At 65.1% G+C, this 19,592-nt stretch carries 20 protein-coding genes; 5 read left to right on the forward strand and 15 right to left on the reverse strand.

The features are described 5' to 3' along the window. Positions 1-35 precede the first annotated feature (35 nt). From HU748_RS21230 to HU748_RS21240, 3 genes are all read left to right on the forward strand, one after another. Positions 36-824, forward strand: a complete 789-nt coding sequence (locus tag HU748_RS21230) for a helix-turn-helix transcriptional regulator (protein ID WP_186711365.1) — start codon at positions 36-38, stop codon at positions 822-824. A gap of 62 nt (positions 825-886) precedes the next feature. Further along, positions 887-1,180, forward strand: a complete 294-nt coding sequence (locus HU748_RS21235; RefSeq protein WP_186665964.1) for a PsiF family protein — start codon at positions 887-889, stop codon at positions 1,178-1,180. Between the two features lie 70 nt (positions 1,181-1,250). Beyond that, the gene (locus HU748_RS21240; RefSeq protein WP_054894564.1) at positions 1,251-2,258 is read left to right on the forward strand and encodes a hypothetical protein; all 1,008 of its coding nucleotides are present in this window, start codon (positions 1,251-1,253) and stop codon (positions 2,256-2,258) included. Between the two features lie 68 nt (positions 2,259-2,326). On the opposite strand, the gene HU748_RS21245 is transcribed toward HU748_RS21240, so the two are convergent. Beyond that, a complete protein-coding gene (locus tag HU748_RS21245; RefSeq protein WP_186721838.1) occupies positions 2,327-3,598 on the reverse strand; it encodes an Hsp70 family protein in 1,272 nt (423 codons plus the stop codon). A gap of 163 nt (positions 3,599-3,761) precedes the next feature. Here HU748_RS21245 and cbpA point away from each other — a divergent pair, with 163 nt between their 5' ends. Next, positions 3,762-4,715 carry a curved DNA-binding protein gene (gene cbpA, locus HU748_RS21250; protein WP_186665967.1) on the forward strand — a complete coding sequence of 318 codons (954 nt, stop codon included), beginning with the start codon at positions 3,762-3,764 and terminating at the stop codon, positions 4,713-4,715. Between the two features lie 2 nt (positions 4,716-4,717). Next, positions 4,718-5,023 carry a chaperone modulator CbpM gene (locus HU748_RS21255; protein ID WP_186665968.1) on the forward strand — a complete coding sequence of 102 codons (306 nt, stop codon included), beginning with the start codon at positions 4,718-4,720 and terminating at the stop codon, positions 5,021-5,023. A gap of 13 nt (positions 5,024-5,036) precedes the next feature. Here HU748_RS21255 and HU748_RS21260 read toward each other — a convergent pair whose 3' ends face one another. From HU748_RS21260 to HU748_RS21325, 14 genes are all read right to left on the reverse strand, one after another. After that, the gene (locus HU748_RS21260; protein WP_186721840.1) at positions 5,037-5,567 is read right to left on the reverse strand and encodes a GNAT family N-acetyltransferase; all 531 of its coding nucleotides are present in this window, start codon (positions 5,565-5,567) and stop codon (positions 5,037-5,039) included. A 3-nt stretch (positions 5,568-5,570) separates the two neighbouring features. Beyond that, entirely contained in the window at positions 5,571-6,095 is a 525-nt protein-coding gene (locus HU748_RS21265; RefSeq protein WP_186665970.1) for a GNAT family N-acetyltransferase, read from the reverse strand. 31 nt (positions 6,096-6,126) lie between these two features. Then, positions 6,127-6,825, reverse strand: coding sequence for an urea ABC transporter ATP-binding subunit UrtE (urtE, locus tag HU748_RS21270; protein ID WP_054894570.1), 699 nt, complete (start codon positions 6,823-6,825; stop codon positions 6,127-6,129). Between the two features lie 117 nt (positions 6,826-6,942). After that, on the reverse strand, positions 6,943-7,800 hold the full coding sequence (gene urtD / locus HU748_RS21275) for an urea ABC transporter ATP-binding protein UrtD (RefSeq protein ID WP_186665971.1): 858 nt from the start codon (positions 7,798-7,800) through the stop codon (positions 6,943-6,945). After that, positions 7,797-8,876, reverse strand: coding sequence for an urea ABC transporter permease subunit UrtC (gene urtC, locus HU748_RS21280; RefSeq protein WP_186665973.1), 1,080 nt, complete (start codon positions 8,874-8,876; stop codon positions 7,797-7,799). The genes urtD and urtC overlap by 4 nt, the downstream gene beginning before the upstream one ends. Continuing rightward, positions 8,876-10,363, reverse strand: a complete 1,488-nt coding sequence (gene urtB, locus HU748_RS21285; RefSeq protein ID WP_186721842.1) for an urea ABC transporter permease subunit UrtB — start codon at positions 10,361-10,363, stop codon at positions 8,876-8,878. Before urtB ends, urtC begins: the two co-directional genes overlap by 1 nt. A gap of 139 nt (positions 10,364-10,502) precedes the next feature. After that, on the reverse strand, positions 10,503-11,768 hold the full coding sequence (gene urtA / locus HU748_RS21290; RefSeq protein WP_186665977.1) for an urea ABC transporter substrate-binding protein: 1,266 nt from the start codon (positions 11,766-11,768) through the stop codon (positions 10,503-10,505). Between the two features lie 271 nt (positions 11,769-12,039). Beyond that, positions 12,040-13,446: a D-serine/D-alanine/glycine transporter gene (gene cycA, locus HU748_RS21295; protein WP_186721844.1), complete on the reverse strand. Its 1,407-nt coding sequence runs from the start codon at positions 13,444-13,446 to the stop codon at positions 12,040-12,042. A 229-nt stretch (positions 13,447-13,675) separates the two neighbouring features. Further along, the gene (locus HU748_RS21300) at positions 13,676-15,043 is read right to left on the reverse strand and encodes a PepSY domain-containing protein (protein WP_186721846.1); all 1,368 of its coding nucleotides are present in this window, start codon (positions 15,041-15,043) and stop codon (positions 13,676-13,678) included. Positions 15,044-15,100: 57 nt separating this feature from the next. Then, positions 15,101-17,158 (reverse strand): TonB-dependent copper receptor, encoded by a 2,058-nt coding sequence (locus HU748_RS21305; protein ID WP_186721848.1) that lies wholly within the window; start codon positions 17,156-17,158, stop codon positions 15,101-15,103. Between the two features lie 67 nt (positions 17,159-17,225). After that, a complete protein-coding gene (locus HU748_RS21310; RefSeq protein ID WP_186665984.1) occupies positions 17,226-17,663 on the reverse strand; it encodes a DUF2946 domain-containing protein in 438 nt (145 codons plus the stop codon). A 19-nt stretch (positions 17,664-17,682) separates the two neighbouring features. Then, on the reverse strand, positions 17,683-18,165 hold the full coding sequence (locus HU748_RS21315; RefSeq protein WP_186665986.1) for a copper chaperone PCu(A)C: 483 nt from the start codon (positions 18,163-18,165) through the stop codon (positions 17,683-17,685). 44 nt (positions 18,166-18,209) lie between these two features. Then, positions 18,210-18,596, reverse strand: coding sequence for a DUF2946 domain-containing protein (locus HU748_RS21320; RefSeq protein WP_186665988.1), 387 nt, complete (start codon positions 18,594-18,596; stop codon positions 18,210-18,212). A gap of 124 nt (positions 18,597-18,720) precedes the next feature. Continuing rightward, positions 18,721-19,575, reverse strand: coding sequence for an SPFH domain-containing protein (locus HU748_RS21325; RefSeq protein ID WP_186665990.1), 855 nt, complete (start codon positions 19,573-19,575; stop codon positions 18,721-18,723). Between the last annotated feature and the right edge of the window lie 17 nt (positions 19,576-19,592).

Genomic DNA, 19,592 nt, shown 5'->3' on the forward strand with positions numbered 1-19,592 from the left:
CCCATCCAGACAACTCACCCTATGAAGCAGACAGCATGTCCGCCAAATACCTCGACCATCCCCGTTTCCCCGAGCTCCCGGCCCCGGTGTACTTTCGCTACGACGAGTTCGGCGCCGACACGGTCAGCGCCCCGCACTTTCATCCGTGGGGCCAGCTCAACTATGCCGCCCACGGCGTCATGCACCTGGATGTTGACGGCCAGCGTTTCATCTCGCCGCCAAACCATGCGGTCTGGGTGCCGCCTGACCGTGAACACGGTTGCTACAACCCGCAGGCCGTCGTGTTCCGCTCGGTCTATCTCGACCGCAGCCTGTGCGCCGAGCTGCCTTCCCAGCCCTGCAGCCTGGCGATCAGCGACATCCTCAAGGCGATCCTCGGCGACTTCGCCCGTCGTGACCTCAAGATCGCCCAGGACGAACGCGACCAGCGTCTGGTCCAGGTACTGCTCGACCAACTGCTGCTGGCACCCACGCAAACCTGCTACCTGCCTTTCGCCCGCAGCGACGGCCTGCGTCAGGTGCTCGAGGCCCTGCACGCCGAACCCGGCGACAACCGCCCGCTCGGCCACTGGGCGGGGCTGGTGCATGTCAGCGAGCGTACCCTGGCCCGCCAGTTCATCCGCGAACTGGGCATGAGCTTTGGTGAGTGGCGCCTGCGCCTGCGCTTTCTGCGCGCCATCGAAGCGCTGGAGACCGGCACGCCGATCCAGAGCATCGCCTTCGACCTGGGCTACAGCAGTGCCTCGGCCTTCATCGCCATGTTCCAGCGCCAGGCCCGATGCACGCCGGAGCAGTACCGGCGGCGGGTGCGATCAGGGATGTAGGAATTGTTGTCTACACTCAGCTCGACGACCGCGCATCCTGCGCGGGACAAGGAGACCACTCCATGAAGATGCTGCACGTTTCATTGCTGGTACTGGGGATGTCGATCGTCGGCCAGGGATTCGCCGCCACCCCGCAACAGGAAAAGATGAAGACCTGCAACGCCGACGCGACCGCCAAGGAGCTCAAGGGTGACGAGCGCAAGGCGTTCATGAGCACCTGCCTGAAAAAAGCCGAGCCTGCCAAGCCAGCCACGCCGCAGGAGCGCATGAAGGCCTGTAACGCCGACCCGAAAGCCACGGCGCTCAAGGGCGACGAGCGCAAGGCATTCATGAGCGAATGCTTGAAGAAGAAGTGACCTGCGCCTATGCCTGTCGCCTGAAGGCTGGCAGACTGCGGGTCTTTCCGCTGTCTGCCGCCGAGGCTGTATGACTTTCACCCCCCGCCAGATCACCCTGGCCAGCTGCATCATCGTCGTTGCCGGCCTGCTCCTGGCGTTGCCCCTCAAGCTGTTGCCGAGCCTGCTCGCGGGCCTGCTGGTGTTCGAGCTGGTGAACATGCTCACCCCGCGCCTGCAGCCGCTGATCGCCGGGCAACGGGCGCGCTGGCTGGCGGTGGCGCTGCTCGGCACCCTGGTGGTGAGCACACTGACTTTGCTGATTGCCGGGGCTTTCAGCTTTCTGCTGCACGAAGCCGAAAACCCTGGCGCCTCGCTGGACAAGTTCATGGGCCTGGTGGAGCGCGCCCGGGGGCAGTTGCCGCCGTTCATCGAGGGCTACCTGCCGGCCAGCGCGGCAGAGTTCAAGGTGGCCATCGGCGACTGGATCCGCAGCCACCTGAGCGACCTGCAACTGGTTGGCAAGGGCATGGCACACATGTTCGTGACCCTGCTGATCGGCATGATCCTCGGCGCCATCATCGCCTTGCAGCGGCTGCCCGACCTGTCCCGACGCAAGCCGCTGGCCGCCGCGCTGTTCGAGCGCCTGAGCCTGCTGGTGCAGGCGTTTCGCAACATCGTCTTCGCGCAGATCAAGATCTCGCTGCTCAACACGGCGTTCACCGGCATCTTCCTCGCCGTGGTGCTGCCGCTGTTCGACGTGCACCTACCGCTGACCAAGACCCTGATCGTACTGACCTTCCTGCTCGGGCTGCTGCCAGTGATCGGCAACCTGATGTCCAACACCCTGATCACCATCGTCGGGCTGTCGCTGTCGATCTGGGTGGCGGCGGCGGCGCTGGGCTACCTGATCGTCATCCACAAGGTCGAGTATTTCCTCAACGCGCGGATCGTCGGTGGGCAGATCAGGGCCAAGTCGTGGGAACTGTTGCTGGCGATGCTGGTGTTCGAAGCGGCGTTCGGCTTGCCGGGGGTGGTGGCGGGGCCGATCTACTATGCCTACCTGAAGAGTGAGCTCAGGCGTATGGAGCTGGTCTGAGGGGGGGCTTGAAATTGTACTGGCCTCTTCGCGGGTAAACCCGCGAAGAGGCCAGTACAGGCAAAGGATCAAATTGTCCCGTAACGCTTGCGCGCCTCGATGGCCAGCCCGCTGCCAATGCTGCCGAAGATATTGCCTTCCACATGCCGCGCATTGGGCAGCATCGCCGCAACGCTGTTGCGCAGCGCCGGAATACCGCTCGAACCCCCGGTGAAGAACACCGTATCCACCTGCGTTTCACTGACCCCAGCCTTGGCCAGCAGCTCGCTGACACTGCCACGGACCCGCTGCAGCAGGCCGTCGATGGCGTCCTCGAACAGGCCGCGGGTCAGGTCCGCCGCCAGGCCCGGCTCGACCCGGCCCAGTTCGATGCGCCGACTGGCCTGGTCGGTCAGCTCGATCTTGCTGGCCTCCACTTCCATCGCCAGCCAGTGCCCGGCGCGCTGTTCGATCAGGTTGAACAGGCGGTCGATGCCCAGCGCATCCTCGATGTCGTAGCGCATGCTGCCCAGGGCCAGTTGCGACTTTTGCGAATACAGGGCGTTGATGGTGTGCCAGGTCGCCAGGTTCAGGTGGTAGCTGGTCGGCATCAGCGCGCCGCTCTTCATCCGGCTGCCATAACCGAACAGCGGCATCACGCCCTGCAGGCTCAGTTGCTTGTCGAAGTCGGTTCCGCCGATGTGCACGCCGCCGGTGGCGAGGATGTCATCCTGGCGCTCATCGACCAGGTGGCGCTCGGGCGACAGGCGGATCAGGGTAAAGTCTGAAGTACCGCCGCCGATATCGACGATGAGCACCAGCTCTTCGCGGCTGATGCCCGATTCATAGTCGAAGGCTGCGGCGATCGGTTCGTACTGGAACGACACGTCCTTGAAGCCGATCTTGCGCGCTACTTCGGCGAGGGTATCCTCGGCCTCCTGGTCGGCCGCCGGGTCTTCATCGACGAAGAACACCGGGCGGCCCAGCACCACCTGGTCGAAGCTGCGCCCGGCATTGGCCTCGGCGCGTTTCTTCAGCTCGCCGATGAACATGCCCAGCAGATCCTTGAACGGCAGGGCGCTGCCCAGCACGCTGGTGTCGTGCTTGATCAGCTTGGAGCCCAGCAGGCTCTTGAGCGAGCGCATCAGGCGGCCTTCGTAGCCTTCCAGGTACTCGTGCAGTGCCAGGCGGCCGTACACCGGGCGCCGCTCCTCGATGTTGAAGAACACCACCGACGGCAGGGTGATCTTGCCCTCTTCCAGGGCGATCAGCGATTCGACGCCAGGGCGGTGCCAACCCACCGTGGAGTTGGAGGTGCCGAAGTCGATGCCAAGGGCGCGAGCCGGGGATAGGTCAGACATGGGGAGGGGCTTCCGGAGGCCAAACGGCCGCGCAGTTTATGCCAGTGGCCGACAGAATCAAGACCGATCGTCTGCCATAAGACAAACCCAAGCGAACCTTGAAAGGCTATGCTTGACCCCAATCTTCAGATGCAACACGAAAATTCCTACTGGTGATCCTTAGATGGACTTCAAAGACTATTACAAGATACTCGGCGTCGAGCCCAGCGCGGACGAGAAGGCGATCAAGGCCGCGTACCGCAAGCTGGCGCGCAAGTATCACCCTGACGTCAGCAAGGAACGTGACGCCGAGGACAAGTTCAAGGAGGCCAACGAGGCCTACGAAGTGCTGGGCGATGCGCAGAAACGCGCCGAATTCGACGAGATCCGCAAGTACGGCGGCCAGCATGGCCGGCCGTTCCAGGCGCCGCCAGGCTGGGAAAGCCGCGGCGGTGGTGGCGGCTTCGAGGGCGGCGATTTCTCTGACTTCTTCAGCTCGATCTTCGGTGCCCGTGGCGGCAATCCCTTTGGCGGCGCACGCGGCCAGCAGCGCAGTGCCGGCAGGCGAGGGCAGGACGTGGAACTGGAACTGGCGGTCTTTCTCGAAGAGACCCTGAGCAAGGAATCCAAGCAGATCAGTTTCCAGGTCCCGCAGACCAACGCTGCCGGGCAGCGCACCGGTTTCACCACCAAGACGCTGAACGTGAAGATCCCCGCCGGAGTGACCGATGGCGAGCGCATCCGCCTCAAGGGCCAGGGCGCTCCGGGCGTGGGCGGTGGCGCCAACGGCGACCTGTTCCTGACCATCCGCATGGCGCCGCACCCGCTGTTCGATGTCGAAGGTCACGACCTGATCATCACCGTGCCGCTGGCCCCCTGGGAGGCGGCGCTGGGGACCAAGGTGGCGGTACCGACACTGACCGGCAAGATCAACCTGACCATCCGCCCCGACAGCCAGAGCGGGCAGCGCCTGCGGGTCAAGGGCATGGGCCTTGCGAACAAGCAGGGCGAGCGTGGCGATCTCTACGCCCAGCTCAAGGTGGTCATGCCGAGCACCTCCGATGCGACCACTCGCGAACTGTGGACCAAACTCTCCGAGAAGGCCGCGTTCAACCCGAGGACACAATGGAGTAAGTGACCATGAGCAGCACCCTGATCGTTCAACTGGACATGCGAACCTTGTGTCAGGAGGCCGATGTCACGGCCGACTGTGTGATCGAAATCGTCGAGCACGGCATTGTCGAACCATCCGGGCGCACCCCGGAGGACTGGTTATTCGACGATCAGGCGCCGCTGCTGGCCAAGCGTGCGGCAAAGCTGCACCAGGAGCTGGAACTGGAGTGGGAAGGGGTGGCGCTGGCGTTGGAGTTGCTGCAGGAAGTGCAGCAGTTGCGCAGTGAGAACAGCATGTTGCGGCAGCGGTTGGGGCGGTTTACCCAGATGTAGAACTGCGGTGTTCTCAAGCGCCAGCCAGCACCTTGTAATACAGCGCCGTCGCCCGATACACACCGTCCGGGCCGCAGGCATAGTCCGGGATCTCCCCGGCCTTGTCATACCCCAGTGCCCGGTAGAACCCCTCGGCACCCGACCCTGCCTCGGTGTCCAGGTACAGCATCCCGCGGTTCAGACGTCGGGCATCGGCCTCCAGCGCCGCTATCAACTGTTGCCCCAGCCCACGCCGCCTGGCACGGCTGTGCACCAGCAGCTTCTGCACCTCGGCGCGGTTCAGACCGTTGGGTTTCAGACACAGCCCCAACTGCACGCTGGCCAGCACCTCCTGCCCCTGGGCGATCACCCAGAGCAACTGCTCACCGCTGACAAGCCGGCTGCGAATTTCAGCGAAATACGCAAGCGCCTGGGCCTCGTCGATGTCCGCCAGAAACCCTACCGAAGCCCCATTGCGTACCGCATCGAGCAACAGCGCCAACAGGCTGTCGCGATAGTAGGTCAGGCTCTCGTGGGTGACGCGCTGTAGCTGGGCGGCGTTCATGAATCAGTCCTTTCGAGGTGGTTCGCGGTTGTCGTCCAACGCCAGTTGCATGAACGTCAGGTCGAGCCAGCGACCGAATTTCACCCCCACCTGGGCCATTTGCCCGGTCGTGACGAAACCCAGCCGCTCATGCAGACGGATCGAGGCAGCGTTGCCGCTCTCGATGGCCGCGACCATCATGTGCTTGCCGCACTGCCGGGCGCGCTCGACCAGCGCCTGCATCAGCACCGGGCCCAGGCCCTTGCCACGCTGGTCGCCGCGGATGTACACCGAGTGTTCGACCGTGAGGCGAAAACCTTCGAACGGCCGCCAGTCGCCAAACGAGGCGTAGCCCAGTACGCCGGTTGCGTCGGCCGCGACCAGGATAGGGTAACCCTGCTCGGCGCGGGCGGCGAACCAGGCCTGGCGGTTGGCCAGGTCGACCGGGGTTTCGTTCCAGATCGCCGTGGTGTTGCGCACGGCGTCGTTGTAGATGTCGAGGATGCCCGCCACGTCGTCGGGTAGGGCATCACGGATCAGGTAGCTCATGGCAGTGTCTTCGCGAAGTCGATGCTGCAGATTAAATGGTTACCAGCCCGCGCACACCTTCGGCCTGCATGTTTTCGCCGCGGCCACGCTGGACGATTTCACCGCGGGCCATGACCAAGTACTGGTCGGCCAGCTCCTCGGCAAAATCGTAGAACTGCTCGACCAGCAGGATGGCCATGTCGCCGCGCTGGGCCAGGCTGCGGATGACCGCGCCGATTTCCTTGATCACCGACGGCTGGATGCCTTCGGTGGGTTCATCGAGGATCAGCAGGCGCGGGCGGCTGGCCAGGGCGCGACCGATCGCCAGCTGTTGCTGCTGGCCGCCGGAGAGGTCGCCGCCACGGCGCTGCTTCATCTGCTCGAGCACCGGAAACAGCTCGTAGATGAACGCCGGCACCTCCCGCGCCTCGCGGGCGCTGAAGCGCGACAGGCCCATCAGCAGGTTTTCCTCCACGGTCAGGCGCGGGAATATCTCGCGGCCCTGGGGCACGTAGGCGATGCCGGCATGCACCCGCTGCTGGGGCTTGAGCGCGGTGATCGGCTTGCCCTCCCACTCGATGCTGCCTTCGCGGGCGGGGACCAGGCCCATCAGGCAGCGCAGCAGGGTGGTCTTGCCCACACCGTTGCGGCCCAGCAGGCAGGTGACTTCGCCGATCCTGGCTTCGAACGACAGGCCTCGGAGGATGTGGCTGCCGCCGTAGTACTGGTGCAGGGTGTCGATCTTGAGCATGTTTGGTTCCTGACAATTCTGCTTTGACTGTGCCGGCCCTTTCGCGGGCTAGCCCGCTCCTACAGGGATCACGCTGTCCTTGTGGGAGCGCGAAAAGGCCGACACAACTCCCTCTGTTCAACGACCGAGATACACCTCGACCACCCGCTCATCCGCCTGTACCTGCGCAAGTGACCCCTCGGCCAGTACCGAGCCTTGGTGCAGCACCGTCACATGGTCGGCAATGCTGCCGACGAAGCCCATGTCGTGCTCCACCACCATCAGCGAATGCGTGCCCGCCAGGCCCTTGAACAGCTCGGCGGTGAATTCGGTCTCGGCGTCGGTCATGCCCGCAACCGGCTCATCGAGCAGCAGCAACTGCGGCTCCTGCACCAGCAGCATGGCGATCTCCAGGAACTGCTTCTGGCCGTGTGACAACAGCCCGGCCTGGCGTGAGGCCAGGCTGTTCAGGCGCACGGTCGTCAGCACGTGCTCTATCCGTTCACGCTGCTCGCCGGTCAAGCGCGCCGCGAGGCTGGCCCAGACCGACTTGTCGGCCTTGAGCGCCAACTCGAGGTTTTCATGCACGCTCAGCGCCTCGAACACCGTTGGCTTCTGGAATTTGCGGCCGATGCCCGCCTGGGCGATCTGGTATTCGCTCATGCGGGTGAGGTCCAGGGTGTCGCCAAAGAACGCACTGCCGGTGTCGGGGCGGGTCTTGCCGGTGATCACGTCCATCATCGTGGTCTTGCCCGCGCCATTGGGGCCGATGATGCAGCGCAGTTCGCCGACGCCGATGTACAGGTTGAGCGCGTTGAGCGCCTTGAAACCGTCGAAGCTGACGCTGATGTCTTCAAGGCTCAGCACCGTGCCATGGCGGGTGTCGAGCCCGGCCTTGCGCGGCTGGCCCAGGCCGATGGCGTCGCGGCCAGTGCCAACCTGGTCGAAGACCGGCTCCAGCATGAATTCCGGATGAACCGCAGGGATGCCTCTCATGGCTGGCTCCTTTTCTTCAGCAACCCGACCACGCCCTTGGGCAGGTACAGGGTGACCAGGATGAACAGTGCGCCGAGGAAGAACAGCCAGAACTCCGGGAAGGCCACGGTGAACCAGCTCTTCATGCCATTGACCAGGCCGGCGCCAAGCAGGGGGCCGATCAGGGTGCCGCGCCCGCCCAGGGCAACCCAGACGGCGGCTTCGATGGAGTTGGTCGGCGACATCTCGCTGGGGTTGATGATGCCCACCTGCGGCACGTACAGCGCCCCGGCCAGGCCGCACAGCACGGCGCTGAGCACCCACACCAGCAGCTTGAAGCCGCGTGGGTCGTAACCGCAGAACATCAGGCGGTTCTCGGCGTCGCGCAGCGCGGTGAGCAGGCGCCCGAACTTGCTGCGCGTCAGCCGCCAGCACAGGTACAGGCTGCCCAGCAGCAGTGCGACAGTGAGCAGGAACAGCACCGCGCGGGTGCCCGGCGCGGTGATCTCGAAGCCCAGGATGGTGCGGAAGCTGGTGAAGCCGTTGTTGCCACCGAACCCGGTTTCGTTGCGGAAGAACAGCAGCATCCCGGCAAAGGTCAGGGCCTGGGTCATGATCGAGAAGTACACGCCCTTGATCCGCGAGCGGAAGGCGAACCAGCCGAACACCAGTGCCAGCATCCCCGGCGCCAGTACCGCCAGGCACAGCGCCCAGGCGAAATGCTGGGTGCCGGCCCAGTACCAGGGCAGCTCGCTCCACGACAGGAAGGTCATGAAGCCCGGCAGGCCGTCGCCGGCCGCCTGGCGCATCAGGTACATGCCCATGGCGTAGCCGCCGAGGGCGAAGAACAGGCCGTGGCCCAGCGACAGCAGCCCGGCGTAGCCCCAGACCAGGTCCAGCGCGAGGGCGACGATGGCGTAGCAAAGGATCTTGCCGACCAGGGTCAGGGTGTAGGCCGAGACCTGCAGAGCATGGCCATCAGGCAGCAGCGACAGCAGCGGCAGGGCCAGCAGTGCCAGTACGACGACAACGCCGATGGCCATCGACAGCCGGGGGCCGGCCTTTTGTGTGGCAGTGACAAGCAGTGGCTGGTTCATCAGTCGATTACCCGTCCCTTGAGGGCGAACAGGCCTTGCGGGCGTTTCTGAATGAACAGAATGATCAGCGCAAGGATGAGGATCTTGCCGAGTACCGCGCCGATCTGCGGCTCCAGCAGCTTGTTGGCGATACCCAGCCCGAAGGCGGCCCAGAGGCTGCCGGCCAGTTGCCCGACGCCGCCGAGCACCACCACCAGGAAGGAGTCGATGATGTAGCTCTGGCCCAGGTCAGGGCCGACGTTGCCGACCTGGCTCAGGGCGACCCCGCCCAGCCCGGCGATACCCGAGCCCAGGCCGAAGGCGAGCATGTCGACGCGCCCGGTGGACACCCCGCAGCAGGCCGCCATGTTGCGATTCTGCGTGACCGCGCGCACGTTCAGCCCCAGCCGCGTGCGGTTGAGCAACAGCCAGGTGAGCAGCACCACCGCCAGGGCGAAGCCGATGATCACCAGGCGGTTGTACGGCAGCACCAGGTTGGGCAGCACCTGGATGCCGCCAGACAACCACGCCGGGTTGCTCACCTCGACGTTCTGCGCGCCGAACAGCAGGCGTACCGCCTGGATCAGGATCAGGCTGATGCCCCAGGTCGCCAGCAGGGTTTCCAGCGGGCGACCGTACAGATGGCGGATCACCGTGCGCTCCAGCGCCATGCCGATGCCGGCACTGACGGCGAAGGCTACCGGCAGCGCGATCAGCGGGTAGAACTCGATCGCGCCTGGGGCATAGCGCTGCACCAGCACCTGCACCAGGTAGGTGCTGTAGGCGCCGAGCATCAGCATCTCGCCGTGGGCCATGTTGATCACCCCGAGCAGGCCGAAGGTGATCGCCAGGCCCAGGGCCGCCAGCAGCAGGATCGAACCCAGCGACAGGCCGCTGAACGCCTGGCCGAGGATTTCACCGAACAGCAGCTTGCGCTGCACTTGGGCCAGGCTGGTCTCGGCGGCGGTGCGCACTCCGGCGTCGGGTTCTGCGCCAGGCTGCAACAGAGCTTCCAGACGGGTACGTGCCAGCGGGTCGCCGGTTTCCCCGAGCAGGCGCACTGCGGCCAGGCGTACCCGAGGTTCGCTGGCGCCCAGTTGCAGGTTGGCCAGGGCAAGGCCTAGGGCGGCGTGCACGGCGGCGTCCGGCTCACTGGCGAAGGCGCGGTCGAGCAGCGCCATTTGCGCCGGTTGCGCGCTTTTTTGCAGTTGCCGTGCTGCGGCCAGACGCAGATTGCTGTCGGCGCTGAGCAATTGATGGCTGGCCAGGGCGTTGTCGATCAGGCCGCGCAGGCGATTGTTCAGGCGCACCTTGCGCGTGTCGTCTTCGGCGATGCGCCCTTCGCGCAGGTTTTCCAGCAGCGCCAGGCGCGCCGGTTCGGGTTGTGCGGCCCAGCCTTCGAGCAGGCTGGCCTGTTCGGCGGGCTTGGCACCGAGGAAGAATTCGCCCTCGCTGGCGTGGGTTGCCAGGGGGAGCAGGAGGAGGAGGGTGAGCAGGAGTCTGAGCATGCGGGTAATCCTGGAAATCTGTGGTGGATTCTTCGCGGGTGAACCCGCTCTCACAGGGACCGCGCCGGTTCCAGACCTTGCACCGTACCTGTGGGAGCGGGCTTGCCCGCGAATGGGCCGCAACGCGGCCCCCGTGCAATCAGTTGCCCTTCACCGCATAGTCAGGTCGCTTGTCGTTACCCGGAATGAACGGGCTCCACGGCTGCGCACGCAGCGGCTGCTCGGTCTGCCAGACCACACTGAACTGCCCGTCATCCTGGATCTCGCCGATCATCACCGGCTTGTGCAGGTGGTGGTTGGTCTTGTCCATGGTCAGGGTGAAGCCGGACGGTGCCTGGAAGCTCTGCCCGGCCAGGGCCTCACGCACTTTGTCGACATCGGTGGACTTGGCTTTCTCGACCGCCTGCGCCCACATGTGGATGCCCACGTAGGTGGCCTCCATCGGGTCGTTGGTCACCGCCTTGTCGGCACCCGGCAGGCCCTTGGCCTTGGCGTAGGCCTTCCAGTCGGCGACGAACTTCTGGTTGACCGGGTTCTCCACCGACTCGAAGTAGTTCCACGCCGCCAAGTGGCCGACCAGCGGCTTGGTGTCGATGCCACGCAGTTCCTCTTCACCCACCGAGAAGGCCACCACCGGCACGTCGGTGGCTTTCAGGCCCTGGTTGGCCAGCTCTTTGTAGAAGGGCACGTTGGAGTCGCCATTGACGGTGGAGATCACCGCCGTCTTGCCGCCTGCGGAGAACTTCTTGATGTTGGCGACGATGGTCTGGTAGTCGGCATGGCCGAACGGCGTGTAGACCTCTTCGATGTCCTTGTCGGCCACGCCCTTGCTGTGCAGGAAGGCGCGCAGGATCTTGTTGGTGGTGCGCGGGTAGACGTAGTCGGTGCCCAGCAGGAAGAAGCGCTTGGCGCCGCCGCCGTCTTCGCTCATCAGGTATTCCACCGCCGGGATCGCCTGCTGGTTGGGCGCAGCGCCGGTGTAGAACACGTTCGGCGACATCTCCTCGCCTTCATACTGCACCGGATAGAACAGCAGCCCGTTGAGCTCCTCGAACACCGGCAGCACCGACTTGCGCGACACCGAGGTCCAGCAGCCGAACACTACCGCGACCTTGTCCTGGGTCAGCAGCTGGCGACTCTTCTCGGCGAACAGAGGCCAGTTCGAGGCCGGGTCCACCACCACCGGTTCGAGCAGCTTGCCGTTGACCCCGCCCTTGGCGTTGATCTCGTCGATGGTCATCAGCGCCATGTCCTTGAGCGACGTCTCGGAAATGGCCATGGTCCCGGACAGCGAATGCAGGATGCCGACCTTGATGGTCTCGGCCGCCTGGATGCTCCAGCTCAGGCCCATCGCCGCGATCGATGCGCTGAGGGTGAAGGCCTTGATCAGACTGCGTCGCTTCATGTGCTCTCTCCGCTGAGTTGTTGTGGTGTTGGCAGAGGGGAGATTGCAAAGGCTGTGCCGTGGTGCGCGAAGCTGCGGATTAGAAGGGTTGTGCTTCGATGCGGGGCTCTGGCAGGGGCCAGGTTGGTGCTTGCTCGGCGAGCCTGCACAGGATTGGGGCCAGAGGGTGAGCAGTTTATGCGCAGCGCGCTGGGGGCGAAGTGAAACTGCACACCATGAGTGTGAGAGCGGGGTTTGCCCGCGAAAGGGCTGCAGAGCAGCCCTGTGCAGATCAGTTGTCGCGCACCACCGCTCGTGGCTGGCGCTTGCTGCGCACGAACTGGTAAGTGACCGCCAGGATCACAAACCAGATCGGCGTCACCACCAGCGCCGAGCGGGTGTCGGCCTCAAGGCTCAGCAGCACCAGGATGCCGGCGAAGAACACCAGGCACACGTAGCACATGAAGCGCCCGCCAGGCATCTTGTAGACCGACTTCTCGTGCAGCGCCGCACGTTGCTTGCGGTAGCTCAGGTACGACAGCAGGATCAGCGTCCAGACGAACATGAACAGCACCGCCGACACCGTGGTCACCAGGGTGAAGGCTTCGATCACGTTCGGCACCAGGTAGATCAGCACCGCGCCCAGCAGCAGGCACAGGCAGGAGAAGTACAGGCCGTTGGCCGGCACGGCGCGGCGCGACAGCTTCTCGAAGGCCTTCGGCGCGTCGCCTTCCTGGGCCAGGCCGTAGAGCATGCGGCTGGTGGAGAACACGCCGCTGTTGGCCGACGAAGCGGCCGAGGTCAGCACCACGAAGTTGATGATGCTCGCCGCTGCCGGCAGGCCAGCCAGCACGAACAGCTCGACGAACGGGCTCTTGCCCGGCACCACGTCGCGCCAGGGCGTGACCGCCATGATCGCGATCAGCGCCAGCACGTAGAACACGATGATGCGGATCGGGATCGAGTTGATCGCCCGCGGCAGGGTGCGCTCGGGGTTCTTCGCTTCGGCGGCGGTGGTGCCCACCAGCTCGATGCCGACGAAGGCGAACACCGCGATCTGGAAACCGGCGAAGAAACCGAACAGGCCATTGGGGAACATGCCGCCGTCATTCCACAGGTTGGCCAGGCTGGCCGTGTGGCCGCTCGGCGACTGGAAGCCGGTGATGACCATGTACAGGCCGGTGGCGACCAGGCCGAGGATGGCGACGATCTTGATCAGGGCGAACCAGAACTCCATTTCGCCGAACAGTTTCACCGTGACCAGGTTCAGCGACAGCAGCACCGCCACGCAGGTCAGCGCCGGTATCCACTGCGGCAGGTCGGGGAACCAGAACTGTGTATAGGCGGCGATCGCCACCACGTCGGCGATGCCGGTGACGACCCAGCAGAACCAGTAGGTCCAGCCAGTGAAGTAGCCGGCCCAGGGGCCGAGCAGGTCGGCGGAGAAGTCGATGAACGACTTGTAGTTGAGGTTCGACAGCAACAGCTCGCCCATGGCCCGCATGACGAAGAACAGCATGAAGCCGATGATCATGTAGACGAAGATGATCGATGGGCCGGCGAGGCTGATGGTCTTGCCCGAGCCCATGAACAGGCCGGTGCCGATGGCGCCACCGATGGCGATGAGCTGGATGTGGCGGTTGGTCAGGTTGCGTTGCAGATGCTGGTCATCTGCCTGGGGGGATGAGGTCCGGGTCATAGGCTGCATTCCATTGAGGGTCAGTCTTCTTGTGAGCGAAAGCCGGTTAGGCTAACACGCACTGCAAAGGTGCGGGCGTGACAGATCGCCACGATCTTGGCGGTGCAGTGGCGATTCTTGAATGACTGAAATCAACGGATGCCCTTTTCGCGGGCAAGCCCGCTCCCACAAGCTACGGCGCCGCTGTACCTAGTGGGAGCGGGCTTGCCCGCGAAAAGGCCGACGCGATTCAGGCCTGAACCGCGACCCGCCCGCGCCGCACCACCAGGCTGTCCACCACCCACATCACTACCATCGACACCCCTACCAGCGGGAACACGACACCCAGCACCAGCATCACCCCCACGGCAGTCTTCCAGCGCGGCAGGTCATGACGCAGCGGCGGCACGCCAAGCCCGCCTGACGGGCGGCGCTTCCACCACATCACCAGCCCGCTCACCGAGCCCAGCAGGATCATCAGGCACACCAGCAGGATGACGATCTGGTTGAGCGCCCCGAACATCTTGCCCTCGTGCAGCATCACCCCAAGCTCGGTGGCGCGGGCTACCGGGCTGTAGTCGCGCCAGCGCACGTCGGCCAGGACCTTGCCGGTGTACTGGTCGACATGCAGGGTGGCGTCGTTGCGCGGATCGTCGGCGAACACTGCGATGGTGAACACACCTTCAGCGGTACTCGGCGAGGTGATGCTGTAGCCCGGCGCCACGCCGCGGGCGTTGGCCAGGTCCTCGACCTGCTGCAGGGTGATCTGCGGCGCGGCTGGGGCGCTGTGCATGTCGTGATGGCCCATGTGCTCGGCATGCGCGCCGGACACCGGCATCGGCGTGTTTTCCAGGGCCCAGGGCACGGTCTGGCGATGGGCGCTGTTCAGCGCGCCGGCCTGCTGGTCGGATTTCGGTACGTCGTTCCACATCGCCGCCGGGAAACGGTTCCACAGATCGGCGTACTGTTTGCCCCACAGCCCGGTCCAGGTCATGCCGCTGAGCAGCATCAGCAACAGCAGCGCCGAACCCCAGAAGCCGCTGACCGCATGCAGGTCGCGCCACAGCACGCGCCCGCGTGCCGACAGGCGTGGCCACAGTACGCCACGGCTGTTGCGGCCACGTGGCCACCACAGATAAAGCCCGGACACCACCAGCACGATGCCCCAGCCTGCGGCCAGCTCCACCAGCCGATCGCCGACGGTGCCGACCATCAGCTCGCCATGCAGGGCACGGGCGATGGCCTGCAGGTTCTGCTTGCCGTCCTGCGCGCCCAGCACCTTGGCGCTGTACGGGTCGACGAACACGTTCAGTTCGCGGCCGCCGTCATGCACCACGAACTGCGCGCTGCGCTCGGCGTTCAACGGTGGCAGGTACTGGCCGACATGGCCCTGTGGATAAGCCTGGCGCACCTGGGCCAGCAGGGTATCGGCGCTTTGGCGTTGCTGGCCGGCCTCGACCACCATCAGGTCGCGGTACATCCACGGGTCGAGCTGCGGCTTGAACAGGTAGATGATCCCGGTGATCGCCAGCAGGATCATGAAGGGCGCGACGAACAGCCCGGCATAGAAATGCCAGCGCCAGGCCAGGTTGTAGAAGGATTGCTTTGGTTTGCTCATGGAGCCTCCCGTTCGACCAGGTGGGGCGCGGTCAGGCCCGCGCCCCGGTTGTTATTGTCAGAAGCTGAAATCGACCTTGGTCCAGAAGGTCCTGCCCGGCTCGTTGACCGGCTGCGGGTCTGCCGCCGGATAGCCGAACCCGGCGTTCCCGGCCAGGTTCAAGTGCTCGGCGTAGGCCTTGTCGAACAGGTTGTCGACGCCCGCGCTGAGCTTGAGGTTGTGGTTGACCTTGTAGGCACCGTTGAGCGAGAACACGCCGAAACCGCCGCTCTTCTCGTAGTCCTTGCCCACCACGTTGCCCTGGTTCTCGGCGATGCGGTTCTGCGCCGCGACCAGCCGCCACAGCGCACCGACGCTCCAGGTATCGCGGCTGTAGCTCAGGCCCAGGCGGCTTTCCAGCGGGGGCATCTGCGGCAGGGCCTTGCCGTCGCTGCTGTTCTTGCCCCAGGCGTAGGCCAGCGTGGCGTCGGCCTTCCAGTTCTCGTCCAGCTTGTAGGCCGCGCCCAGCTCGCCACCCATGATGCGGGCGTCGATGTTCTGCGCCTGGGTGCTGCTCATGCCCATCATGCTGCGGTAGTCGAACAGGATGTAGTCGCGGATCTGCCCGACGTAGCCGGAGGCCCAGGCCTGCAGGCGTTCGTCCTGGTACTGGATGCCGAAGTCGAGCTGGGTGGTCTTCTCTGGCTTGATGCTGTCGAAGGCATTGACCGAGCCACGCGGGCCGTTGGTTGGCGAGAACAGCTCCCAGTAGTCGGGGAAGCGCTGGGCGTGGCCCAGGCCGATATAGCTGGTGGCCGGGATCGACGCCAGGTCATGCTCGTAGCGGATGAAGCCGCTGGGCAGGGTATCGGCGCGGGTGTCGCCGTTGGTGGCACTGGTCTGGCGGAAGTCGCGGGCCGAGGCGCGGTCCAGGCGCGCGCCGCTGATCAGGCGATCCTCGCCGGTGGCGTACCAGGTCAGCTCGCTGAACACGCCGTAGTTATGGAAGTCGGCGTCCTTGGTCCAGGGCTGGCCCTTGTGCGCATCGACGCCCATGCCGCCGCGTTTGCGGTGTTCGTTGGTCTGCGCGTCGATGCCGCTGATCAACTGCACGTCGGCCCAGCGCCAGGTCGCCTTGATGCGTGCGCCGAGGGTACGGCGATCGACATTGCTGACCATGGGCATGCCCATCATGCCGCTGCCCGAGGGCGTGCGCAGGCTGTAGTTGTCCATCACGTGGTCGGCGTAGTTGTAGTAGACCTGCGCCTCGACCTTGTCGAGCACTTCGCCGAGGTTGGACTTTTCAAAGCGCAGGCCCAGGCTTTCGCGCTTGAACTGCGAGCCGTCCATGCCGCGCCCGGCGTAGCGCGCCTCGCCATCGCCCTTACCGGCGGTGAGTTCGAGCAGGGTGTCGGTATCCGGGGTCCAGCCGAGGGTCACGTCGCCGTTCCATTTGTCCCAGCGCGACGGCACGGTATCGCCGTTGCCGTCCTTGTAGTCATCCGAGCGCGATTGGTTGCCGACGAAGCGCGCGTAGGCCTGGCTGTTGCCGGCGGCGGCGTCGAGCACCTTGTCGAAGCGGCCGTTGGAGCCGGCGAGCAGGCTGGCGTTGACCCGGCTGCCGAGGGTGCCGAATTTCTCCGGCTCGCGCTCGAAGAGGATGGTGCCAGCCGAACCGCCGGGGCCCCAGATCACGCTTTGCGGGCCTTTGATCACGGTCAGGCGGTCGTAGGTTTCCGGCGAGATGTACGAGGTCGGGGCGTCCATGCGGTTGGGGCAGGCGCCGAGCATCACGCCGCCGTTGGTGAGGATGTTCAGGCGTGAGCCGAACATGCCGCGCAGCACTGGGTCGCCGTTGGTGCCGCCGGAGCGGATGGCGGAGAAGCCGGGGATGGTCTTGAGGTAGTCGGCGCCGTCGCTGGCCGGCACCGGCTGGCGGGGATCCTTGGGGTTGGTGACCACGGTCAGCGGCGAGCTGGGCGCGATGGCGGTGATCACCGTCGGGCTCAGTTCCGGGGTGTCATGGCCTTCGTGGCCAGGCTCGACGGCGAGTGCCAGCGGGCTCAGCAGCGAGCCGCAGAGCATGGCGAGGGTCCCATGGCGGGACAGGGCAGAAACAGGGGTGCAGCCGGACATAATGATTCCAGTCGATCAGTCATGAGTAAGCGCGAAGCCTCCTGACTTCGGGCGTTAAACGGGGTGGTCAGACGTTGATCGACGCAGGTGGGGCGCGGCTGCGGGCACCGGGAAACACCGCTTGCAGGGCATGGCCCTGGCGGGTCGGGTAGGTGGTGAGGGTGGACGGGATGGCGCTGGCGAGGCTGAGTGGGCTGAGGGTCTGGGGCAGGGCGGGGCAGTTGAACAGCAGGCTGCAATAGCCGCATTTCTCCCAGTCCGCGTGTAGCTGGCCATCGTTGCCGTGGCCGTGGTGGTCTTGCCCGGCATGCGAATGCCCCGAGGCCATGGGCATGTCCATGGCCATGCTCATGTTCATGCCGGCGTGGTGATCCATCGGCATCGACTGGGAAACCAGTGGGCCGATGAAGATCATCCACATGGCGAACAGGCTCAGCCAGCCGCCACCGACGCGCCTGCGATCAGGGCGGGTGCTGCGGGCTGTGCTGTTGCGCGGCAAGCTCATGACGAGCGCCTGTCAGCGGTCAGTGCGCGTGTTCGTGTCCTGCCTGATCGGCGGGCGGCTGCTTCTGCACGGCGACCTCGACGGTGATGTCACCGGCTTTCTCGAAGTGCAGGGTGAGCGGGAAGCGCTTGCCGTCAGTGAGCAGGCTGCGGTCCTTGGGCTGCATCAGCATCACGTGGTAGGCGCTGGGGGCGAAGGTCAGGTCCTTGCCTGCGGGCACAACCACACTCTGCACCTGCTGCATCTTCATGGCACCGGCGGCGGTCTTGATGTGTTCGTGCAACTGGGCGTCATCGCTGACGGGGCTGTCGACGCTCAACAGGCGGTCGTCGACCTTACCGTTGTTGTGAACGATGAAATAGGCCGCGACATTGGGCGCGTTGGGTGGCAGCTCCAGCGACCAGGGATGGGCGATATGCAGGTCGCCGACACTGTATTCGTGGGCGCTGGCGAAGGCGCTGGGCAGCAGCAGGGTGGCCAGGATGAGGGCTTGCTTGAGCATGGTGGGTCTCCGGTCTGTACGGGTTCAGGAACAGCGTCTTGAACTCAGGCCAGTGGAGAGGCTCGCGGATTGAGCGCCGGCCAGAGCTGGCGCGGTGTGGACTGGTGCGTGGCGAGTGGCGGCGCCTGGCCGAAGCGCAGTTGCGGCGGGTTGTGCAGTTGCGCTGCGTGGCTGGCCAGGGCGAGCACAGGCGAGGCACCCGAGCAGCACCAGCAGTGCTGCATGTTGGAGTGGTCGTCCTGTTGGCCCAGGTCGATCTTGGCCAGGGCCTGGACATCGAGCTTGGCCTTGCCCGCGCCAGTCGAGCAGAAGGCACCCCACAGCAGCTGCTCGGCCGGGCCCTTGGGCACGGCGCAAGACAGCGGCATGGCCAGCAGGTTGAACAGCACTGCAAGGCAGGCTATCCAGGCGATGTGCCGACGTGGGGTCATGGAGAGATCCGGTCAGGAATCAGGTGGCTATTGTACGGCGGAGTATAGGTAAAAATGCGGGGGTGCGGTGAAGTGCCGCAGCTGTCGGCGCCCCGACTTGCCCGCGAAGCAGTCACCGCCGGTATCAGGCCTTGCCGCGCCCCAGCAGGCCGCGCACTGTCTCCTGCAGGTCCGCTGGCAACACTACGACTTTCGAATTGTCGCTCCCGGCGAGGTTTTCCATCGCGCCGATGTAGCGCTCACCCAGCAGGTACATGGCCGGGGTGGTCTCATTGCCCACCGCTTCACGCACCAGCGAAATCGCCCGGGCCGAGGCTTCGGCCAGGTTGATCTGTGCCTCGGCATCGAGCTTGGCTGACTGCAGGCGCGCCTCGGCTTCGAGAATCGCCGCCTGCTTGGCGCCTTCGGCACGGGTTACGTCGGCTTTACGCTCACGCTCGGCCGCAGCCTGGCGCTCCATGGCCACCTGCATGTTCTCCGACGGTTTGATGTCCTGGATCTCCACCGAGCGCACGGTCACGCCCCAGTCTTCGGTCTGTTCGGACATCGCCTCGCGCAGGCGCGCCTTGATCTGCTCGCGGCTCGACAACGCTTCGTCGAGGTCCATGGCGCCGACGATGGCGCGCAGCGAGGTCATGGTCAGGCTGGTGACCGCGAAGGAGAAGTCCTGCACGCCGTACGAGGCCTTCTGCGGGTCGACCACCTTGGCAAAGCACAGGGCGTTGGCGACGATCACCGCGTTGTCGCGGGTGATGATTTCCTGCTGCTGCACGTCGAGGATGATGTCCTTGGTCGGCAGGCGGTAGGCGATCACGTCCATGTAGGGGATGACGATGTTCAAGCCGGGTTTGAGCGTGGTGTGGTAACGGCCCAGGCGTTCGACGATCCATTCCTCGCCCTGGGGCACGATGCGCACCCCCTTGAACAGGGTGATCAGGACGAACAGGGCGATGGCGGCGACGACGATGAGGCTGGTCATTGCAAGCTTCCTTTCAA

Source organism: Pseudomonas sp. RW3S2 (assembly GCF_014268955.1).
Lineage (GTDB): Bacteria > Pseudomonadota > Gammaproteobacteria > Pseudomonadales > Pseudomonadaceae > Aquipseudomonas > Aquipseudomonas wayambapalatensis.